This is a genomic window from Micropruina sonneratiae (assembly GCF_025972045.1).
Taxonomy (GTDB): Bacteria; Actinomycetota; Actinomycetes; order Propionibacteriales; family Propionibacteriaceae; genus Micropruina; species Micropruina sonneratiae.
The window spans coordinates 207,826-223,440 of sequence record NZ_JAPDHX010000003.1; the positions used below are offsets into that span (position 1 = coordinate 207,826).

The window sequence follows — 15,615 nt, forward strand, 5'->3', positions numbered from 1 at the left end:
GCCGGAGCGGCTGATCGTCGCCGGGCAGAGCTACGGGGGTCTGGCCGCCGCGGGGTGGTCACCCGGCACCCCGAGGTGGCCGGGCGGGCGGTGGTGCAGTCGGGTTCGTTCTGGTTCCGCCGGGGCGGAGAACGGGATTTCGACTCGCCCGGCGACCTGACCCGCTCGCTGGTGGCCGGCGGGGCGGCCCGGCTGGCCGTCCAGGTCGGCACCGACGAGGGCGACATGGTGCCGCAGGCACGCTCGTTCACCGCCGCGGCCCGAGCCGCCGGACATGTCGTCCACTACTACCGCGAATACCGCGGCGGCCATGACTACGCCTGGTGGTTGGTACCCGGCGCTGGCCGACGGGTTGACCGCCCTGGGCTGACTCGTCCGGGCCGGGTCATGTGCCAGGCTTGGCGGCTGTGAACACCGCCGACCTCGTCCGGTTGCGCAGGTTGCGGGACCGGATGGACCGCGACTTCGCCGAGCCGCTGGACATGAAGCGCCTGGCCGGCGAGGCGTTGATGTCGGTCGGGCACTTCCAACGCTCATTCCGGGCGGCCTTCGGCGAAACCCCCTACGCCTGGCTGATGACGCGCAGGATCGAGCGGGCCATGACCCTGTTCCGCAACACCGACCAGTCGGTCACCGACGTGTGCATGGCGGTGGGCTGCACCTCGCTCGGCTCGTTCAGTTCCCGGTTCACCGAACTCGTCGGCGAGACGCCCAGTGCCTACCGCTCCCGTTCGCACGGCGAGCTGGTCGGCCTGCCCAGCTGCATCGTCAAACAGGTCACCCGGCCGACCCGCGGGTGACCGGACGCCGCACCCTCCCGGTCGCTTCGCCGGCGGGCATCGGCACAGCCGAACCGGTCAGGATCCAAGAAGCGTCGCCACCGCGTCCGGCCTAGTGTCGAAGCCATGACAGCAGTCGAGTCCGGACCGAGAAGGCGCTGATGTGCCTACCCGGCTGGGTGACGCCCGGGTTGGCCCCGGCGTCCCACCCCGGCCGACGCGACGCACCGGTCAGGCCGCTGCCCATCACTCCCACCGGACATGGGTGCAACACCCGAACCACAACCAGAAAGGACCACCCGATGAGCAGGAACACCAACGACACCGCGGGCCTCAGCGCCGAGGAGCGGGCAGCCATGAAGGAGACCATGGCCGAGCGGCGTCGCTCGGCCGGCCGCGGCGCGAACAAGAGGGCCGCCGAGTTGCAGGACTGCCTCGACAAGATCTCCGCCATGCCCGACGGGGAACGCCGGCTCGCCGAACGGATCCACGAGATCGTCACCGAGAACGCTCCCGGCCTCGACCCGAAGACCTGGTACGGCATGCCCGCCTACGCCAAGGACGGCAAGGTGTTGTGCTTCTTCCAAGGCGCCAGCAAATTCGGCGCGCGCTACTCGACTTTCGGGTTCAACGACGTGGCCAACCTCGACGAGGGGACGATGTGGCCGGCGTCGTGGGCGATCACCGAGCTCGACGACGATGACGTCGCCATCCTCACCGCGCTGGTTCGTCGCTCGGTGAGCTGACGGCGCCGCCGCGGTGGGCGTCGGTGTGGCCGAGGCTCCGGCCGGGCGCAACCAGGTCGCGCACGCGCCGCTTCAGTTCGCCGATGTCGGGAAAGCCGCCGTCGGTCTTGCGGTTCCACACGGTGGTGTCGCCGACGAACACCCGGAACATGCCGCCGTGCGCGGGAACCAGCAGCACGCCGCCGAGTTCGTCGGCGAATGTCTGCAGCAGCTCGCCCTGGTACCACTGCGCCCGCAACAGCCAGCGGCAGTCGATGCAGTACCGGATCGTCACGACCGGTCCGGGCGTCGTCGGACCAGCCGGGACGTCGTCGCCTGCCGCGTCGGCGTCCGGGGTGTCGCCCGGCAGGCCTGCCGCCGGGGCGTTCAGCGCTCCACCTCGACTCCGGCCGCGGCGAGTTCATCGACCACGGCCGGCACGTTGTCGCGCGCGACCGCCGCGGTCAGGTCGAGCAGCACCCGGGTCGGGAAGCCCGCCCGCGCCGAATCCAGGGCGGTGGCCCGCACGCAGTAGTCGGTCGCGATCCCGCACACGTCCACCTCGGACGCCCGGTGCCGGCGCAGCCAGTCCGCGAGACCGTCGCCCAGGGCGTCCGCCCCTTCGAAACCGGAGTACGCGGCGGCGTACTCGCCCTTGTCGAACACGGCGTCGAAGTCGCGCCAGGCCAGGTTCGGGTGGAAGTCGGCGCCCGGCGTCCCGGCCACGCAGTGCGGGGGCCATGAGTCCACGAAGTCGGGGGTGGCGGAGAAGTGCGACCCGGGGTCGATGTGGTGGTCGCGGGTGGCCACCACGTGGTCGTAGCCGGCACCGCCCGCGAGCCGGTCCGAGATCGCGGACGCCGTCGCGGCCCCTCCGGCGACGGCCAGCGAGCCGCCCTCGCAGAAGTCGTTCTGCACGTCGACGACGATCAGCACCCTGCTCATCGGCTCATCCCTGCCCGCGCACTCGCGCTCATGCCTCACTCCTCGCGTACGGGTTGTCGGTGCTGTTGCCGTCCGCGTCCAGCATCAGTGTCGGGATCGCCGCCTCGCCACGCGACATCTTCAGCGCCGACAGCGGCAGCTCGGCGCGCGAGCGGGCGTGTCGCTCCTGGGCGGCGCTCAGCGGCTCGGCGCCGACGATCGCGCCGTCACGCACGAGCTCGACCAGCAGCGGACGGTCGTTGGTGTCACCTTCGGGGGGTGCGCCGATACCGATGACCTCCGCCTCAGCCTTGCCACGTGCGTCCAGCCGGCGCAGCGCGAACTTGCGACCTCCGATGCTGGTCTTGTTGACGCTCTTCTTCGCGACCGGCAGCAGGGCGGCGTCCGGCTCGTCGGTGTCAGCACGCGCCACCAGCTTGTAGACGAAGCCACAGGTGGGCGCGCCCGAGCCGGTGACCAGCGACGTGCCGACGCCGAAGCCGTCGACCGGGGCGCCGCGCAGCGCGGCGATCTGCCATTCGTCGAGGTCGGAGGTGACCATGATCTTCGTGTTCGTCGCGCCCAGCGAGTCGAGCAGCTCCCGGACCTCGCCCGCCAGTTCAGCCAGGTCGCCGGAGTCGAGCCTGATGGCACCCAGCCGTCCCTGGGTGAGTTCGACGCCCGTGCGCACCGCGGTGTCGATGTCGTAGGTGTCGACCAGCAGGGTGGTCGATTCGCCGAGCGCGCCCAGTTGCGCCTCGAACGCCTCTCGCTCCGAGGAGTGCAGCAGGGTGAAGCTGTGCGCGGCCGTGCCGCGGGTGGGGACGCCGTAGCGGCGTCCGGCCTGCAGGTTCGAGGTGGCGGCGAAGCCGGCGACGAATGCGGCCCTGGCCGCCGCCACGGCCGAGTACTCGTTGGTGCGGCGCGAACCCATCTCGATGCAGGGTCGGTCCTGCGCCATCGCGGTCATCCGCGAGGCCGCGGACGCCACGGCAGAGTCGTAGTTGTAGATGCTCAACAGCACTGTCTCGAGAATGACCGCCTCGGCGAACGACCCCTCCACGATCATCAGCGGCGATCCCGGGAAGTACACCTCACCCTCGGGATAGCCCCAGATGCTGCCGCCGAACCGGTAGGAGGCCAGCCACTGCGCGAGCGGTTCGTCGACGATGTCCCGGTCGAGAAGGAAGGCGACCGTCTCGTCGTCGAAGGTGAACGCCTCGATCGCCTCGAGGGCCCGGCCCACGCCGGCGACGACTCCGTAGCGGCGTCCGGTCGGCAACCGGCGGGGGAACAGTTCGAACACCGAGCGCCGGAAGGCGGCGCCGGACCGCATCGCCGCGCGCACCATCGTCAACTCGTAGTGGTCGGTCAGCAGCGCCGTCGAGTTCAGCATGGGCGTCAGCGTAATGGGTGAGCTGTCGGCGCTGTCTGCCAGAATGCCCCCATGGTTTACGCGTCCGCCACGCAGCCCGCGGTGCCCGAGGGCGGCACCGTGCTGGCCGAACGTCCGCAGGACGCCCCGGTCGAGATGATCACCTGGGTGACCATCGTCTGGGACGATCCGGTGAACCTGATGAGCTACGTCACGCACGTGTTCATGACCTACTTCAACTACTCCAAGTCGAAGGCGACCAAGCTGATGCTGCAGGTGCACAACGACGGCAAGGCGGTGGTGTCGTCGGGCACCCGCGAGGCGATGGAGACCGACGTGAACGCGATGCACGCCTACGGCCTGTGGGCCAGTCTCGAGCGCGCCGAATGAGTCGCTTCAAGCGTTCCGGCGGCCAGCTGCTGATCACCCTGGCCGACTACGAAGAGGCGGTGCTCGAGTCGATGGTCGAGCAGCTCCTCGGACTGCTCCAGGGCGACGGGGTGGGGGAGTCGTCCGGCGACTCGTTCGCCCAGTGGGAGGCCGAGATGGCGGCCCCGTCCGAGCTGGACACCTCCGATCCGGTGATCGCCCGGCTGTTCCCGGCCGCCTACCGCGACGACGAGAAGGCCGAGGCGGAGTTTCGCCGGTTCACCGAAGAGGCGCAGCGGCGCACCAGGATCGAACAGGGACAGGTGGTGCTCGACGCCCTGCTCGAGACCAATGCCGGACGCGACCCTGCCGTCGTCCGCGAGGCCGACGTCGAGGCCTGGTTGAAGACGATCACCGCGATCCGGCTCAGCCTCGCGGTGCGGCTGGGCATCGAGACCGCCGCCGACGCGGAGCGGTTGGAGCAGTTGGACGACGACGAGCCCCAGGCGGTGCTGTACGGCATGTTCGAGTGGCTGGGCTACTTCCTGGAAAGCATGATCGCCAAGCTGCACTGACCCGCCGACCGGCCTGTGGCCGGCGCGCCTGCCGACGATCGCCCCGCGTCCGGCCGCACCCCTGCCGCTCGCGGTGACCGAGGGGGGGCGTCCGGAAGGGCGATCTCACATTCTGGGATTCGTGAGACCGGAAGCTGGGAGGTCAACCCGTTCGGCCCACGGACGCCGTCGCGGCTACTTAGGATAGCCTTCGCTGGCCCGGACGCAGCCGAGGCCCGGAGCCGGCCAGTGAGGGTCTTGAGTCCCTTGTCAGAGGGTGACTGCGAGGTTCGCCTCAGCTCACTGAATCGACTACTCGGCGCGATCGATCCGAGCCACGAATGACCCTACTCACGCTCGCGGACGCCCCGCTGGCAACCCCACTGACCCTGGCCGGCGTCCCGGCCGGTCACGCCCTCCAGCTCAGCCGGCAGGGACTGCGTCCCGGCGCGGCGTTCAGCGTCGTGCGGCGCAGCACCGGCGGCGGACGGGTGGTCTCCATCGGCGGCGCCCGGGTCGCCCTCGGCCGATCGCTGCTGCGCGGCATCACGGCGGAGTCCCTCTGATGGCGGGGGACAGCACCACCGTCGCGGTCACCAAGCGTCCCGGCCAGGTGGCCACGTGCCACTGTGCGGTGGCCAACACCGGTGCCGGACCGGGTGCCCCGGTGATCGCCCTGATCGGTGCTCCGAACTCCGGCAAGTCCACTCTCTTCAACGCCCTGACGGGGGCGCGGACCACCGTCGGCAACTGGCCCGGTACCACCGTCGAGGTGGCGCGCGGCGCCTGGCGCGAGCGCACCCTGATCGACCTGCCGGGCGCCTACTCGCTGGACCCCCTGTCTCCGGACGAGCAACTCACCCGCGACCTGCTGCTCGCCGACCCCGATGACCGCCCCGACCTCGTGGTCGTGGTCGCCGACGCGGCGCACCTCTCCCGCAGCCTGTATCTGGTCAGTCAGGTCCGTGAGCACCCGCAGCGGGTGATCGTGGCGCTGACGATGCTCGACGTGGCGAAGCGGCACGGCATCGAGATCGACACCGAGGCGCTCAGCGAGGCACTCGGCTGCCCCGTGGTCGGCATCGACCCACGCCGGCGCAACGGCCTGGGCGAACTGGGGCAGGCGGTGACCGCCGCCCTGAAGATCCGTGCGCCGCACCGGCGCCGGCACGACTGCTGCGCCGACGACCTGGCCAAGGCCGACGAACGCTTCACCTGGGTGGCCGCCGCGGTGGACGCCGGCGCCGCCGACCCCGGCGAGGACCGGCTGACCTTCTCGGACCGGCTCGACAGGGTCGCCATCGCCCCGGTGCTGGGGCCGCTGCTGTTCCTGGTCGTGATGTGGTTGGTCTTCCAGGTCACCACCACCGTCGCAGCCCCGCTGCAGGACTTCTTCGACGGGCTGTTCTCCGGTCCGGTCACCGACGCCGCGCTGTCCGGCTTCGCCGCCGTCGGGCTGACCGGCTCGTGGGTCGAGGGCCTGGTCGTCAACGGCCTCATCGCGGGGGTGGGGATGATCCTCACCTTCGTGCCGCTGATGACGCTGATGTTCATCCTGCTGGCGCTGCTCGAGGATTCGGGCTACCTGGCCCGGGCCGCCGTGGTCACCGACCGGCTGATGCGTGCCATCGGGCTGCCGGGCAAGGCGTTCCTGCCCCTGGTGGTCGGCTTCGGCTGCAACGTCCCGGCCATCAGCGCGACCCGCATCCTCGGTGACTCACGGCAGCGACTGCTGACCGCCCTGCTGGTGCCGTTCACCTCCTGTACCGCCCGCTTGACCGTGTACGTCCTGGTGTCGACGATCTTCTTCGGCCAGTGGGCCGGCACCGTGGTCTTCGGCATCTACCTCACCTCGATCGTGGTGATGGTGGCGGTCGGCCTGCTGCTGCGCCGGACGCTGTGGCGCACGATGGGCACCGAACCCCTGGTCATCGACCTGCCGACCTATCAGCTGCCGACATTGCGGCTCACCGCCGCGGTCACCTGGACGCGGTTGCAGGGCTTCCTGAAGACGGCCTCCGGCATCATCGTGGCGACCGTGGCAGCGGTCTGGCTGCTGCAGTCGATCCCGGCGCATGGCGGCACCTTCGGCGAGATCGAGGTCGAGGATTCGGTCTACGGCGTGGCCGCCCAGGCGATAACCCCGGTCTTCGAGCCGGCGGGATTCGCCCAGTGGCAGACCACCTCGGCCCTGGTCGTCGGCTTCGTCGCCAAGGAGGCGGTGATCAGCTCGTGGGCGCAGACCTATGCCGTCGACGAACCCGAGGGCGACGACCCCGGCTCTCTGGGGCAGCGGATCATGGCCGACTTCGCACACTCCTCAGGTGGGCATCCGGGGCCGGCGGCGCTGGCGTTCATGATGTTCCTGATGGCCTACACCCCGTGCGTGGCCACGCTGGGCGCCCAGGGCCGCGAGATCGGCTGGCGCTGGACGGGGTTCGGGATCGTGATGCAGCTCGCGGTCGCCTGGCTGCTCGCGGTGGCGGTGTTCCAGGTCGGGAGCCTGTGGTGGTAGCCGGACCGGTGACCGCCGTCCTGGACGCCCTCAGTGACGGTGCCGGCTCGCTCGCCGAGGTGGGACGCCGCACCGGGCTGCGCGCCGACGTCGTCCAGGCCGCCGCCGAGCAGTTGGTTCGGATGGGTCGGGCCCAGGACTGCGTGCTGCAGTTCGGCTGTCCCGCGAAGGGTTGTGGGGGCTGCGCGCTGTCCTGCGCCCTGCGCCGGTAGTCCTCGCCGAGCGCCCACGGGGCCGCGCCCACCCAAGTGCGGCATGCTGTGCTGACGCGGGTTCGAGGAGGACGCACGCATCAGCGCTGGTGGCCGTGGGCGAGACTGGGTGCCGTGGGGTGACGGCACCGGGGGGCGAAGCTGCCCCGCGGAGACTTGTCGGCCTAGACAGTCGAGACCGGCGCGACCAACGAAGTTGCATTCACCAACACACCAGCATCACGGTCAGCCCTCGAGTTCCAGGTCGCGGCATCTGGGCCGGAGGACCCCGTGCAGGTGACGGTGACGAACTATTTCGCCCTCGGGTCACTCGCGGTGACGAAGCGGATCGATGGCTCCGTACCGGACGGACGACGGTTCGAGTTCCTTCTGGCCCGCCAGCGGGAGGTGGACGGGCAGGTCGTCGACCTGGAGTTGCCCAACACGTTCGACCCGCCCTCCCCGGCGCCCACTCCGCTGCCGCAGACGGGGTCGGACGCGCGGCTGTGGCTGCTGTACGCCGGAGTCCTGGTGGCGGCGGGTGGCGCTGCGGTTCTGTTCGTTCGGCGTCGCCGGGGGTGAGGCGATGGCCGGCCGGGCGGCTGGCGCCGCCCGGCCGCTGTCACCAGATCGCCCCGACGTCGCGGACGAACCCGCCCATCAGACGGCCCCCGATCCCTTGGAAGTTCTCAGGGTTACCGGTCGTCAGGAACTCGCGGGTCGCCTCACGAGGGGAGTGGTTGAGCAGTCCCAGCTCGTTCAGGGTCGCCCACGTCGACTTGGCACACTCGTCGGCCGACGAAACCAGCGTCACCGAGTCGCCGAGCACGTAGTTGATCACGCCGGTGAGCAGCGGGTAGTGGGTGCAGCCCAGGATCAGGGTGTCGATCTTCGCCATCACCAGGGGTTCCAGGTAGTCGTGCGCGATGCCCTCCAGGTCGGGTCCGCCGGTGACGCCGGCCTCGACGAAGTCGACGAACAGCGGGCACGGGGTGGTGTACAGCTCGACATCGGGCACCGCGGCCAGGGCGTCGTCGTACGAGCGCGAGTACGCCGTCGCCGTGGTGCAGATCACGCCGATCCGGCCGTTGTTGGTGACGCGGACGGCGCGCCGGGCGGCGGGCAGGATGACGTCGACCACCGGCACCGAGTACCGTTCGCGGGCGTCCCGCAACACCGCCGACGAGGCCGAGTTACAGGCGATGACCAGGGCTTTCACGCCGCGGTCGACGAGCCGGTCGAGGCACTCCAGGGCGTACTCGCGCACCTCGGGCAGGCTCTTGGTGCCATACGGCGCGCGGGCGGTGTCACCGAGGTACACGATGTCCTCGTTGGGCATCTGGTCGACCACCGAGCGGGCCACGGTGAGGCCGCCGAAACCGGAATCGAAGATGCCGATCGGGCCGTCGGTGTTGCTCACGGTGCCGACTCTAGTGGCCGGACGCCCGGCGACGTTGCGCGCCGTCGGTCACGTTGCGGGTGTTCCTGCAGCCGCAAAGTGTCGGGACGCGCGCGATGTCGTCGGGGCGGACGCCGTGACAGGCTGGACGCATGGCCGACGAGCACCAGTACCGCCTCACCGCCACCTGGACCGGTAACCGCGGCTCCGGGACGTCCGGGTACCGCGACTACGACCGCGCGGTCGAGGTCGAGGTGAGCGGCAAGCCGGTGCTGCTCGGCTCGGCGGACAAGCCGTTCCGTGGGGACGCCGGGCGCTGGAATCCCGAGGACCTGCTGCTGGCCGCGCTGTCGCAGTGCCACCTGCTGTCCTACCTGCACGCCTGCGTGACGCTCGGGGTGGTCGTCACCGACTACGTCGACGAGGCGTCCGGGGTGCTGGTGCTGCGGGGCAACGGCGGCGCGTTCCGCGAGGTGGTGCTGCAGCCCCGCGTCACGGTGGCCGATCGGTCGATGGTCGCCGACGGCGTCCGCGCCCACGAGCTGGCGCACGAGTGGTGCTTCATCGCGAATTCGGTGAACTTCCCGGTGCGGATCGAGCCCACGGTCAGCAGCTGAACCGGTCCGGCGGCGGCGCGACGAGCGATGAGCCGCATTGTCAGGGCCAGAGCCAGCCAGCACTCAGCGACAGGTTGAAGGCGACGAGTGCGGCCAGCACGATCCAGGCCGGCACCGGCGGGCGGGCCGGCGGCAGGGCATCCAGGGCGGTGTTGGCCCGGTTGCCGAACATCATCGACATCGGCGCGAACACGCCGACGGCGAAGGCCCCGGACAGCACGGTGATCGTCACCTCCAACGGCAGACCGGGGACGACAAGGGAGTAGATCGTCATCAGCACCAGCATGGCCGCGGTGCCGAGCATCCAGGCCCAGACGGTGAGCTGGTTGCGGTCCTTGACGGTGCGGCACATCCGTTTCATCGGCTCGCTGAACAGCCAGGCAGTGAGAACCTGGCCGGCCACCCCGAACGCGGTGGCGGCGATGAACACCCACCCGGGCGCGTCCCATGCGTTCAGCGCCACCGCGGTGTCCCCGGCGCTGGCGATACCGGCGATGGTGAAGTAGCCGAAGCCCTCCTGCAGGCTGGTGAACACCGCCCAGAGCCAGACCAACCGCCAGAACCCGTTGCGCCGCAGCGGCCTGATCAACCGGTCGGCCAGCACCCCCGCCAGGCCGGCGACCAGACTGAAGACGGGACCCGTCATGGCGATGATCGCCTGATCTGCGGGGGTCGGCGTCGGCCGCTCGTCGACCGCGAAGGCGATCTGCGTCGGGTGGTAGCCGAGGATCATGCCCGCGACGGAATGGCTGGTTTCGTGCAGCAGGATCATGACGGTGGCGCCGATGGTGAACGCGACGGTGCTGACCAGCGTGAGCGAGGACTGCGTGGTCGTGGACTCGACCGGCGCCACGGCGTCCGTGTCATTCATGCTGAAAGCATGGCACGCCGTGAACGAAAACAACACCAATAACGGGTGTGGATCAGTGGTGTCGATCGGTTTCGAGCAGGCCGTGGACGTAGCGGCCGGCGGAGTCCCAGTGGTCGGCCCGGGTCCGGGCGAGGGCACGCAGCAGTCGTGGCAGCGGCCAGTCGTCGCCCAGCAGTTCCGGCGGCAGTTGAGGGATCGACGACAACAGCCGGTACACCGGCAGGGTGAGGCCGACGTAGCGGCGCAGGGCGTCCGGACCGGCAGCCGGGGACGGGGTGGCGGCGGCCCGTTCCAGCCGCTCGGCCACCCGGTTCACCTGCTCGCTGAGGTGGTCGAGGTGCCAGACGTCGGCGGCGAGGCAGCGCGCGCGCTCCAGCGGCAGCGGTAGCCGCCCGGGCAGCGCGTGGGCGTGCTGGGGGAGCGGACCGAGTTCGGCACTGACTTGTGGCCAGCGGTCCTGCACGGCGACCATCACCCCCGGTTGCAGCAGGCCGTAGCCGGCGAGGCGCGCAGCGCGGCGCAGCCGGTCACGGGCGCCGCGATGCGCTTCGGGGATGGAGAAGACGATCACGTGCAGGTCACCCGACCAGGCGCCCGCCGGTTCGCTCGACGCCGTGTCCCGGGTGCGCCGGAAGGAGTCGCCCAGCAGCCCCGTCAGTTCGTAATCGCTGGTGCGGCCCTGTCGATGGCTGCGCAAGGCGCCCTGCGCTCGCATCCGGGCCAGTGCGCTGCGGGCCGTCGTGGCCGGGACGCCGACATCGCCCAGCCAGCGGATGAGCAGGGTGCCCGGCAGTCGCTCCCGCTGCGCGATCCCGAACAGGAACAACACCGTGGAGACCAGGTTCGGTTGCTCCTCGGACTCCATCGCGCCAGCGTATCGAGCGCGACCGTCGTTTGAGGCGACCGGCGGGACCGGGCATAAGCCGGGCTTGATCCGGGATGTCGGGTGCCGCCGCCGCATTCCGCTTTGACTAACCTGCCCGCACGGCATGGGATGGTCCCATGACCTACACCCGCCTCGACGGACGCGCCCCCGACCAGCTCCGGCCGGTCACCATCACCCGCAACTGGCTCGACCACGCCGAGGGGTCGGTGCTGGTCGAGTTCGGCCGCACCAGGGTGCTCGTTGCGGCGTCCGTCACCCAGGGCGTGCCGCGGTGGCGCAAGGGCTCGGGGCTGGGCTGGGTGACCAGCGAGTACGCGATGCTGCCGCGTGCCACCAACAGCCGCAGCGACCGCGAGTCGGTGAAGGGGCGGATCGGCGGCCGCACCCACGAGATCTCCCGGCTGATCGGCCGGTCGCTGCGGGCCGTCATCGACTACAAGGCGCTCGGCGAGAACACCATCGTGCTCGACTGCGACGTGCTGCAGGCCGACGGCGGCACCCGCACGGCGTCCATCACCGGTGCCTACGTGGCGCTGGCGGACGCCGTCTCCTGGCTGCGCGAACGGGACGCCCTGGCCGGCGAACCGTTGACCGGGTCGGTCGCGGCGGTGTCGGTCGGCGTCCTGCAGGACACCCCGCTGCTCGACCTGCCCTACGTCGAGGACTCGATCGCCGACGTCGACCTGAACGTGGTCACCGACGGCGCCGGCCGGTTCATCGAGGTGCAGGGCACCGCCGAGGGGCAGCCGTTCGACCGCGGCGTCCTGGACGCCCTGCTCGACCTGGGTGTTGCCGGCACCGCGGAACTCACCCGCCTGCAGGCCGAGGCGCTGGCCCGATGACCGGGGCTCTGGCCTCACATGGGGACTGTTCTTTTTCAGGCCACGCCTTGCCCGCGGTCAAAATAGTCCCGACAAGGGGAGATGCGGTGGCCTCACATGGAACCGTCCCCATTTCAGGCCGGGGGGTGCGATGAGGGTCGTGCTGGCCACCCACAACGCCAAGAAGCTGTCCGAGCTGAGGCGGCTGGTGGCCGATCAGGCGCTCGACCTCGACATCGTCGGGCTGGATGACGTCGCCGGCTACCCAGAACCGGACGAGACCGAACGCACCTTCGAGGGCAACGCGCTGATCAAGTCCCGGGCAGCCGCGGCGGCCACCGGGCTGCCGGCACTGGCCGACGACTCCGGCATCGAGGTGGACCTGCTCAACAACATGCCGGGCGTCCGATCGGCGCGCTGGGCCGGCAAGGGTGCCGGCGATCAGGCCAACCTCGACCTGCTGATCGCCCAGCTCGCCGACACCGACCCCGCGCAACGCACCGGACGCTTCGTCTGCGCCGTCGCCTACACCCACCCCGACGGTGCCGAGCACGTGCTGCGGGCCACCATGGAGGGGCACCTCGTGTCGGAGCCCCGGGGCGGTAACGGCTTCGGGTACGATCCGATCTTCGTGGCCGACGGCAACAGCCGCACCAATGCGGAGCTGACCCCGGCCGAGAAGGACGCGATCAGCCACCGCGGCAAGGCGGTCCGGGCCATGCTGGCCTGGCTGGCGCAACACGGAGAGGGTTGACCGTGCAGCAGTACCTGGATCTGCTTCGACTGGTCCGCGACACCGGGGTATTCAAGGACGACCGCACCGGCACCGGCACCCGAAGCGTGTTCGGCCACCAGATGCGCTTCGACCTCAACGCCGGCTTCCCGCTGCTGACCACCAAGAAGGTGCACACCCGCAGCGTGTTCGGCGAGCTGCTGTGGTTCCTGCGCGGCCAGACCAACGTGGGCTGGCTGCACGACAACGGCATCACCATCTGGGACGAATGGGCGGACGCCACCGGCGAGCTCGGCCCGATCTACGGCTACCAGTGGCGGTCGTGGCCAACACCCGACGGGCGACACATCGACCAGCTCGCGCAGGTGATCGAGGCCATCCGCACCAACCCCGATTCGCGTCGCCATATCGTCTCGGCCTGGAACGTCGGCGACCTGGCGCAGATGGCGCTGCCGCCGTGCCACGCGTTCTTCCAGTTCTACGTGGCCGACGGGCGGTTGTCCTGCCAGCTCTACCAGCGCTCGGCCGACATCTTTCTGGGGGTGCCGTTCAACATCGCCTCGTACGCCCTGCTGACCCACATGGTCGCCCAGGTCACCGGCCTCGAGGTCGGTGACTTCGTGCACACCCTGGGCGATGCGCACCTGTACCTGAACCACCTCGAGCAGGCCGACGAACAGCTCACCCGGACGCCGCGTCCGCTGCCCACGCTGCGGCTCAACCCGGCCGTCACCACGATCGACGGGTTCGAACTGGCCGACATCGAGGTGCTCGACTACGACCCGTACCCGGTCATCAAGGCCCCCATCGCGGTCTAGTGACCCCCACCGCCCACGCCGAGCAGCCGGACCGCGGGACCCCCGCCGCGCCGGGGCGTCGGTTCCCGGTCGGCTCGGCGCTCATCACCCCGCTGCGCCGGTTCCTGTTGGGCCGGCGGACGTCGGCGTTCGAGCGGATGACCATTCACGAGTTCCAGTTCGCGGACGCCCGGGTGCGGGTGTACGAGCTGTGGACGATGCGCCCGGAGGAGGCGGAGCGGGCCGACCTGACCAGCTTCGCGCTGATCCACGGGCTGGGGGTGTCGTCGCGGTTCTTCGTCCCGCTGGCGCACGAACTCGCTCCGTACGGGCGCGTGCTGCTGTTCGACCTGCCGGGCTTCCACGACCTGCCCAAGCCCGAGCACCGGCTGGCGATCGTCGACTTCGCCGACGTGGTCAAGCGCGCGCTGGACGAGTTGCAGGTCATCGACCCGCTGCTGGTCGGGCATTCGATGGGTGCCCAGGTGATCACCGAGATTCTCGCCGAATATCCCGGCTACAGCAGCGCCGCGATGTTGATCGGCCCGGTGGTGATGGCGCAGGAGCGGTCGTTGCGGGCGGTGGTGCGCCGGTTCATCGGCTCGGCACTGCACGAACCGCTCGGCAACTCGCTGGCCGCGATCGGGTCGTACCTGCGGGCCGGGTTCCGGTGGATCAGCGACACCGCGCCCAGGGTGATCGCCTACCCGATCGAGCAGCGGCTGCTGCTCTCCAAGACGCGACCGATTGTGCTGGTCGGAGGAGAGTTCGACCGGGTCAGCCCGCAGGCGTGGCGCGAGAAGCTGGCGGCCGAGGTCTCCGGGGCGATCGTGGTCACCATTCCGGGGGCGGCCCACGGCGTCGTCTACGACCGGCAGAAGGAGCTCGCCGACGAGTTGACCGCGCTGGCTGGGATCGGCCGGGCGTGAGAAGCCGCGCACTGGCCGGGGTCGTCGACTGGGCCTACGGCATCGCCTGGTGGGTGCGGGCGCTGAGCCGGTCCGGGACGCCGGACGCCTTCCGCCGGCCGGGGCCCGACCCCGCCCATCACACCCCGCTGGTGCTGTTGCCGGGGATCTGGGAACGCTGGCGCTACCTGGTGCCGTTGGCCAGGGCCCTGAACGGGTGGGGGCACCCGGTGCACCTGCTCGAATCCCTGGGCGGCAACGGGGGGCCGCTGCCGGCCGCGACCCGGGTCGTCGTCGACTACCTCGCCGAGCACGACCTGTCGGGGGTGGTGCTGGTCGCCCACTCCAAGGGCGGCCTGATCGGCAAGCTGGTGATGCTCGACCCGGACGCCGGCCCCCGGGTGCGCGGCATGGTCGCTTTGAGCACCCCGTTCGGCGGGTCGTCGCTGTCGTGGCCGGTGCTCGCCCGCTCCCCGTTGGGCATCTTCGCGCCGAAGGGGCGGGCGATCCTCGACCTGGCCGAGCAACGTGACGTGAACGCCCGCATCGTCTCCCTGCAGCCCCGGCACGACCAGGTCATCCCCGAGGGCAGTCGGCTGGAGGGCGCCCGCAACGTGGCCCTGGACGTGTCGGGCCACTTCCGCCCCCTGCGCGACCCGGGCGTGCACCGGGTCATTCACGACAGCGTGCACGGCCTGACCTGACTGATCACACCCACTGCACCAGTTGCACGATCAGGCGGTTCGGGTCGCGGTACTGGCAGTACCGCTCGCCCCAGGGTTCCGTCTCGGGTTCGGTGACGACCTCGGCGCCGTCCGCCACCAACCTCTCGTGGTGCCGGTCCAGATCGTCGACCACGAAGACCAGCAGCAGCCCTTCACCGGCCGAACCCGCGCGGTCCGCGGGCTTGAAGGTACCGAGCCCCGTCCGCAGAAAGATGACGTTCGGCCCTCCGTCCGGATGGTTGAGCGAGACGAAGAAGTCCTCCTGCTCCATCGCCACCGTGTAGCCGAAGTGTCGCTTCAGGAAGTCCGCCGAGGCCCTCGGTGCCGGAACGTTCAACGAGATCGCGAACGAGGTGATGTGCATGCCGCTCCATTTCAGTACGCTGTACGGATATATCAGACTACGCGCAAGGGATCACACGGGCA

22 protein-coding genes are annotated in these 15,615 nt (G+C 70.3%); 15 read left to right on the plus strand and 7 right to left on the minus strand.

Annotated elements, in window-relative coordinates; translation table 11 throughout:
* Positions 1 to 54 precede the first annotated feature (54 nt).
* The 3 genes from OIE40_RS09105 to OIE40_RS09115 all read left to right on the plus strand — a co-directional run bounded on the left by OIE40_RS09105 (position 55) and on the right by OIE40_RS09115 (position 1,525).
* Entirely contained in the window at positions 55 to 411 is a 357-nt protein-coding gene (locus tag OIE40_RS09105; protein WP_264701885.1) for an alpha/beta hydrolase, read from the plus strand.
* On the plus strand, positions 408 to 800 hold the full coding sequence (locus OIE40_RS09110) for a helix-turn-helix transcriptional regulator (RefSeq protein ID WP_319805217.1): 393 nt from the start codon (positions 408 to 410) through the stop codon (positions 798 to 800). The genes OIE40_RS09105 and OIE40_RS09110 overlap by 4 nt, the downstream gene beginning before the upstream one ends.
* Before the next feature lie 281 nt (positions 801 to 1,081).
* Positions 1,082 to 1,525, plus strand: a complete 444-nt coding sequence (locus OIE40_RS09115; protein WP_264701886.1) for an iron chaperone — start codon at positions 1,082 to 1,084, stop codon at positions 1,523 to 1,525.
* On the opposite strand, the gene OIE40_RS09120 is transcribed toward OIE40_RS09115, so the two are convergent.
* From OIE40_RS09120 to OIE40_RS09130, 3 genes are all read right to left on the minus strand, one after another.
* Positions 1,494 to 1,799, minus strand: coding sequence for an Rdx family protein (locus OIE40_RS09120; protein ID WP_264701887.1), 306 nt, complete (start codon positions 1,797 to 1,799; stop codon positions 1,494 to 1,496). The two genes, OIE40_RS09115 and OIE40_RS09120, sit on opposite strands and share 32 nt — an antisense overlap.
* A gap of 92 nt (positions 1,800 to 1,891) precedes the next feature.
* Positions 1,892 to 2,449, minus strand: a complete 558-nt coding sequence (locus OIE40_RS09125; protein WP_264701888.1) for an isochorismatase family protein — start codon at positions 2,447 to 2,449, stop codon at positions 1,892 to 1,894.
* Between the two features lie 28 nt (positions 2,450 to 2,477).
* Complete coding sequence (locus tag OIE40_RS09130; protein WP_264701889.1) at positions 2,478 to 3,824, minus strand: nicotinate phosphoribosyltransferase; 1,347 nt, start codon at positions 3,822 to 3,824, stop codon at positions 2,478 to 2,480.
* A gap of 135 nt (positions 3,825 to 3,959) precedes the next feature.
* Between OIE40_RS09130 and clpS the strand changes: the two genes are divergently transcribed.
* The 6 genes from clpS (at position 3,960) to OIE40_RS09160 (ending at position 8,014) form a co-directional block, all read left to right on the plus strand.
* Positions 3,960 to 4,193 (plus strand): ATP-dependent Clp protease adapter ClpS, encoded by a 234-nt coding sequence (clpS, locus tag OIE40_RS09135; protein ID WP_264702334.1) that lies wholly within the window; start codon positions 3,960 to 3,962, stop codon positions 4,191 to 4,193.
* Positions 4,190 to 4,747 carry a DUF2017 domain-containing protein gene (locus OIE40_RS09140; RefSeq protein ID WP_264701890.1) on the plus strand — a complete coding sequence of 186 codons (558 nt, stop codon included), beginning with the start codon at positions 4,190 to 4,192 and terminating at the stop codon, positions 4,745 to 4,747. The genes clpS and OIE40_RS09140 overlap by 4 nt, the downstream gene beginning before the upstream one ends.
* A gap of 320 nt (positions 4,748 to 5,067) precedes the next feature.
* Positions 5,068 to 5,292: a FeoA family protein gene (locus OIE40_RS09145; RefSeq protein WP_264701891.1), complete on the plus strand. Its 225-nt coding sequence runs from the start codon at positions 5,068 to 5,070 to the stop codon at positions 5,290 to 5,292.
* Positions 5,292 to 7,241 carry a ferrous iron transport protein B gene (feoB, locus tag OIE40_RS09150; RefSeq protein ID WP_264701892.1) on the plus strand — a complete coding sequence of 650 codons (1,950 nt, stop codon included), beginning with the start codon at positions 5,292 to 5,294 and terminating at the stop codon, positions 7,239 to 7,241. The genes OIE40_RS09145 and feoB overlap by 1 nt, the downstream gene beginning before the upstream one ends.
* A gap of 8 nt (positions 7,242 to 7,249) precedes the next feature.
* Positions 7,250 to 7,453 (plus strand): hypothetical protein, encoded by a 204-nt coding sequence (locus OIE40_RS09155; RefSeq protein WP_264701893.1) that lies wholly within the window; start codon positions 7,250 to 7,252, stop codon positions 7,451 to 7,453.
* A gap of 282 nt (positions 7,454 to 7,735) precedes the next feature.
* Entirely contained in the window at positions 7,736 to 8,014 is a 279-nt protein-coding gene (locus OIE40_RS09160; RefSeq protein ID WP_264701894.1) for an LPXTG cell wall anchor domain-containing protein, read from the plus strand.
* A gap of 40 nt (positions 8,015 to 8,054) precedes the next feature.
* On the opposite strand, the gene murI is transcribed toward OIE40_RS09160, so the two are convergent.
* Positions 8,055 to 8,852, minus strand: coding sequence for a glutamate racemase (gene murI / locus OIE40_RS09165; RefSeq protein ID WP_264701895.1), 798 nt, complete (start codon positions 8,850 to 8,852; stop codon positions 8,055 to 8,057).
* A 131-nt stretch (positions 8,853 to 8,983) separates the two neighbouring features.
* Between murI and OIE40_RS09170 the strand changes: the two genes are divergently transcribed.
* On the plus strand, positions 8,984 to 9,448 hold the full coding sequence (locus OIE40_RS09170; protein ID WP_264701896.1) for an OsmC family protein: 465 nt from the start codon (positions 8,984 to 8,986) through the stop codon (positions 9,446 to 9,448).
* A gap of 40 nt (positions 9,449 to 9,488) precedes the next feature.
* Here OIE40_RS09170 and OIE40_RS09175 read toward each other — a convergent pair whose 3' ends face one another.
* A complete protein-coding gene (locus OIE40_RS09175) occupies positions 9,489 to 10,319 on the minus strand; it encodes a hypothetical protein (RefSeq protein WP_264701897.1) in 831 nt (276 codons plus the stop codon).
* A 52-nt stretch (positions 10,320 to 10,371) separates the two neighbouring features.
* Positions 10,372 to 11,184 carry a hypothetical protein gene (locus OIE40_RS09180; RefSeq protein ID WP_264701898.1) on the minus strand — a complete coding sequence of 271 codons (813 nt, stop codon included), beginning with the start codon at positions 11,182 to 11,184 and terminating at the stop codon, positions 10,372 to 10,374.
* A 137-nt stretch (positions 11,185 to 11,321) separates the two neighbouring features.
* Here OIE40_RS09180 and rph point away from each other — a divergent pair, with 137 nt between their 5' ends.
* The 5 genes from rph (at position 11,322) to OIE40_RS09205 (ending at position 15,168) form a co-directional block, all read left to right on the plus strand.
* On the plus strand, positions 11,322 to 12,047 hold the full coding sequence (rph, locus tag OIE40_RS09185; RefSeq protein ID WP_264701899.1) for a ribonuclease PH: 726 nt from the start codon (positions 11,322 to 11,324) through the stop codon (positions 12,045 to 12,047).
* A gap of 130 nt (positions 12,048 to 12,177) precedes the next feature.
* Positions 12,178 to 12,780, plus strand: a complete 603-nt coding sequence (gene rdgB, locus OIE40_RS09190) for an RdgB/HAM1 family non-canonical purine NTP pyrophosphatase (RefSeq protein WP_264701900.1) — start codon at positions 12,178 to 12,180, stop codon at positions 12,778 to 12,780.
* Positions 12,781 to 12,782: 2 nt separating this feature from the next.
* Entirely contained in the window at positions 12,783 to 13,577 is a 795-nt protein-coding gene (locus OIE40_RS09195) for a thymidylate synthase (RefSeq protein ID WP_264701901.1), read from the plus strand.
* On the plus strand, positions 13,577 to 14,485 hold the full coding sequence (locus OIE40_RS09200) for an alpha/beta fold hydrolase (RefSeq protein WP_264701902.1): 909 nt from the start codon (positions 13,577 to 13,579) through the stop codon (positions 14,483 to 14,485). The genes OIE40_RS09195 and OIE40_RS09200 overlap by 1 nt, the downstream gene beginning before the upstream one ends.
* Positions 14,482 to 15,168: an esterase/lipase family protein gene (locus OIE40_RS09205; RefSeq protein WP_264701903.1), complete on the plus strand. Its 687-nt coding sequence runs from the start codon at positions 14,482 to 14,484 to the stop codon at positions 15,166 to 15,168. The genes OIE40_RS09200 and OIE40_RS09205 overlap by 4 nt, the downstream gene beginning before the upstream one ends.
* 4 nt (positions 15,169 to 15,172) lie before the next feature.
* Here OIE40_RS09205 and OIE40_RS09210 read toward each other — a convergent pair whose 3' ends face one another.
* Positions 15,173 to 15,553, minus strand: a complete 381-nt coding sequence (locus OIE40_RS09210) for a VOC family protein (protein WP_264701904.1) — start codon at positions 15,551 to 15,553, stop codon at positions 15,173 to 15,175.
* Positions 15,554 to 15,615: the final 62 nt, after the last annotated feature.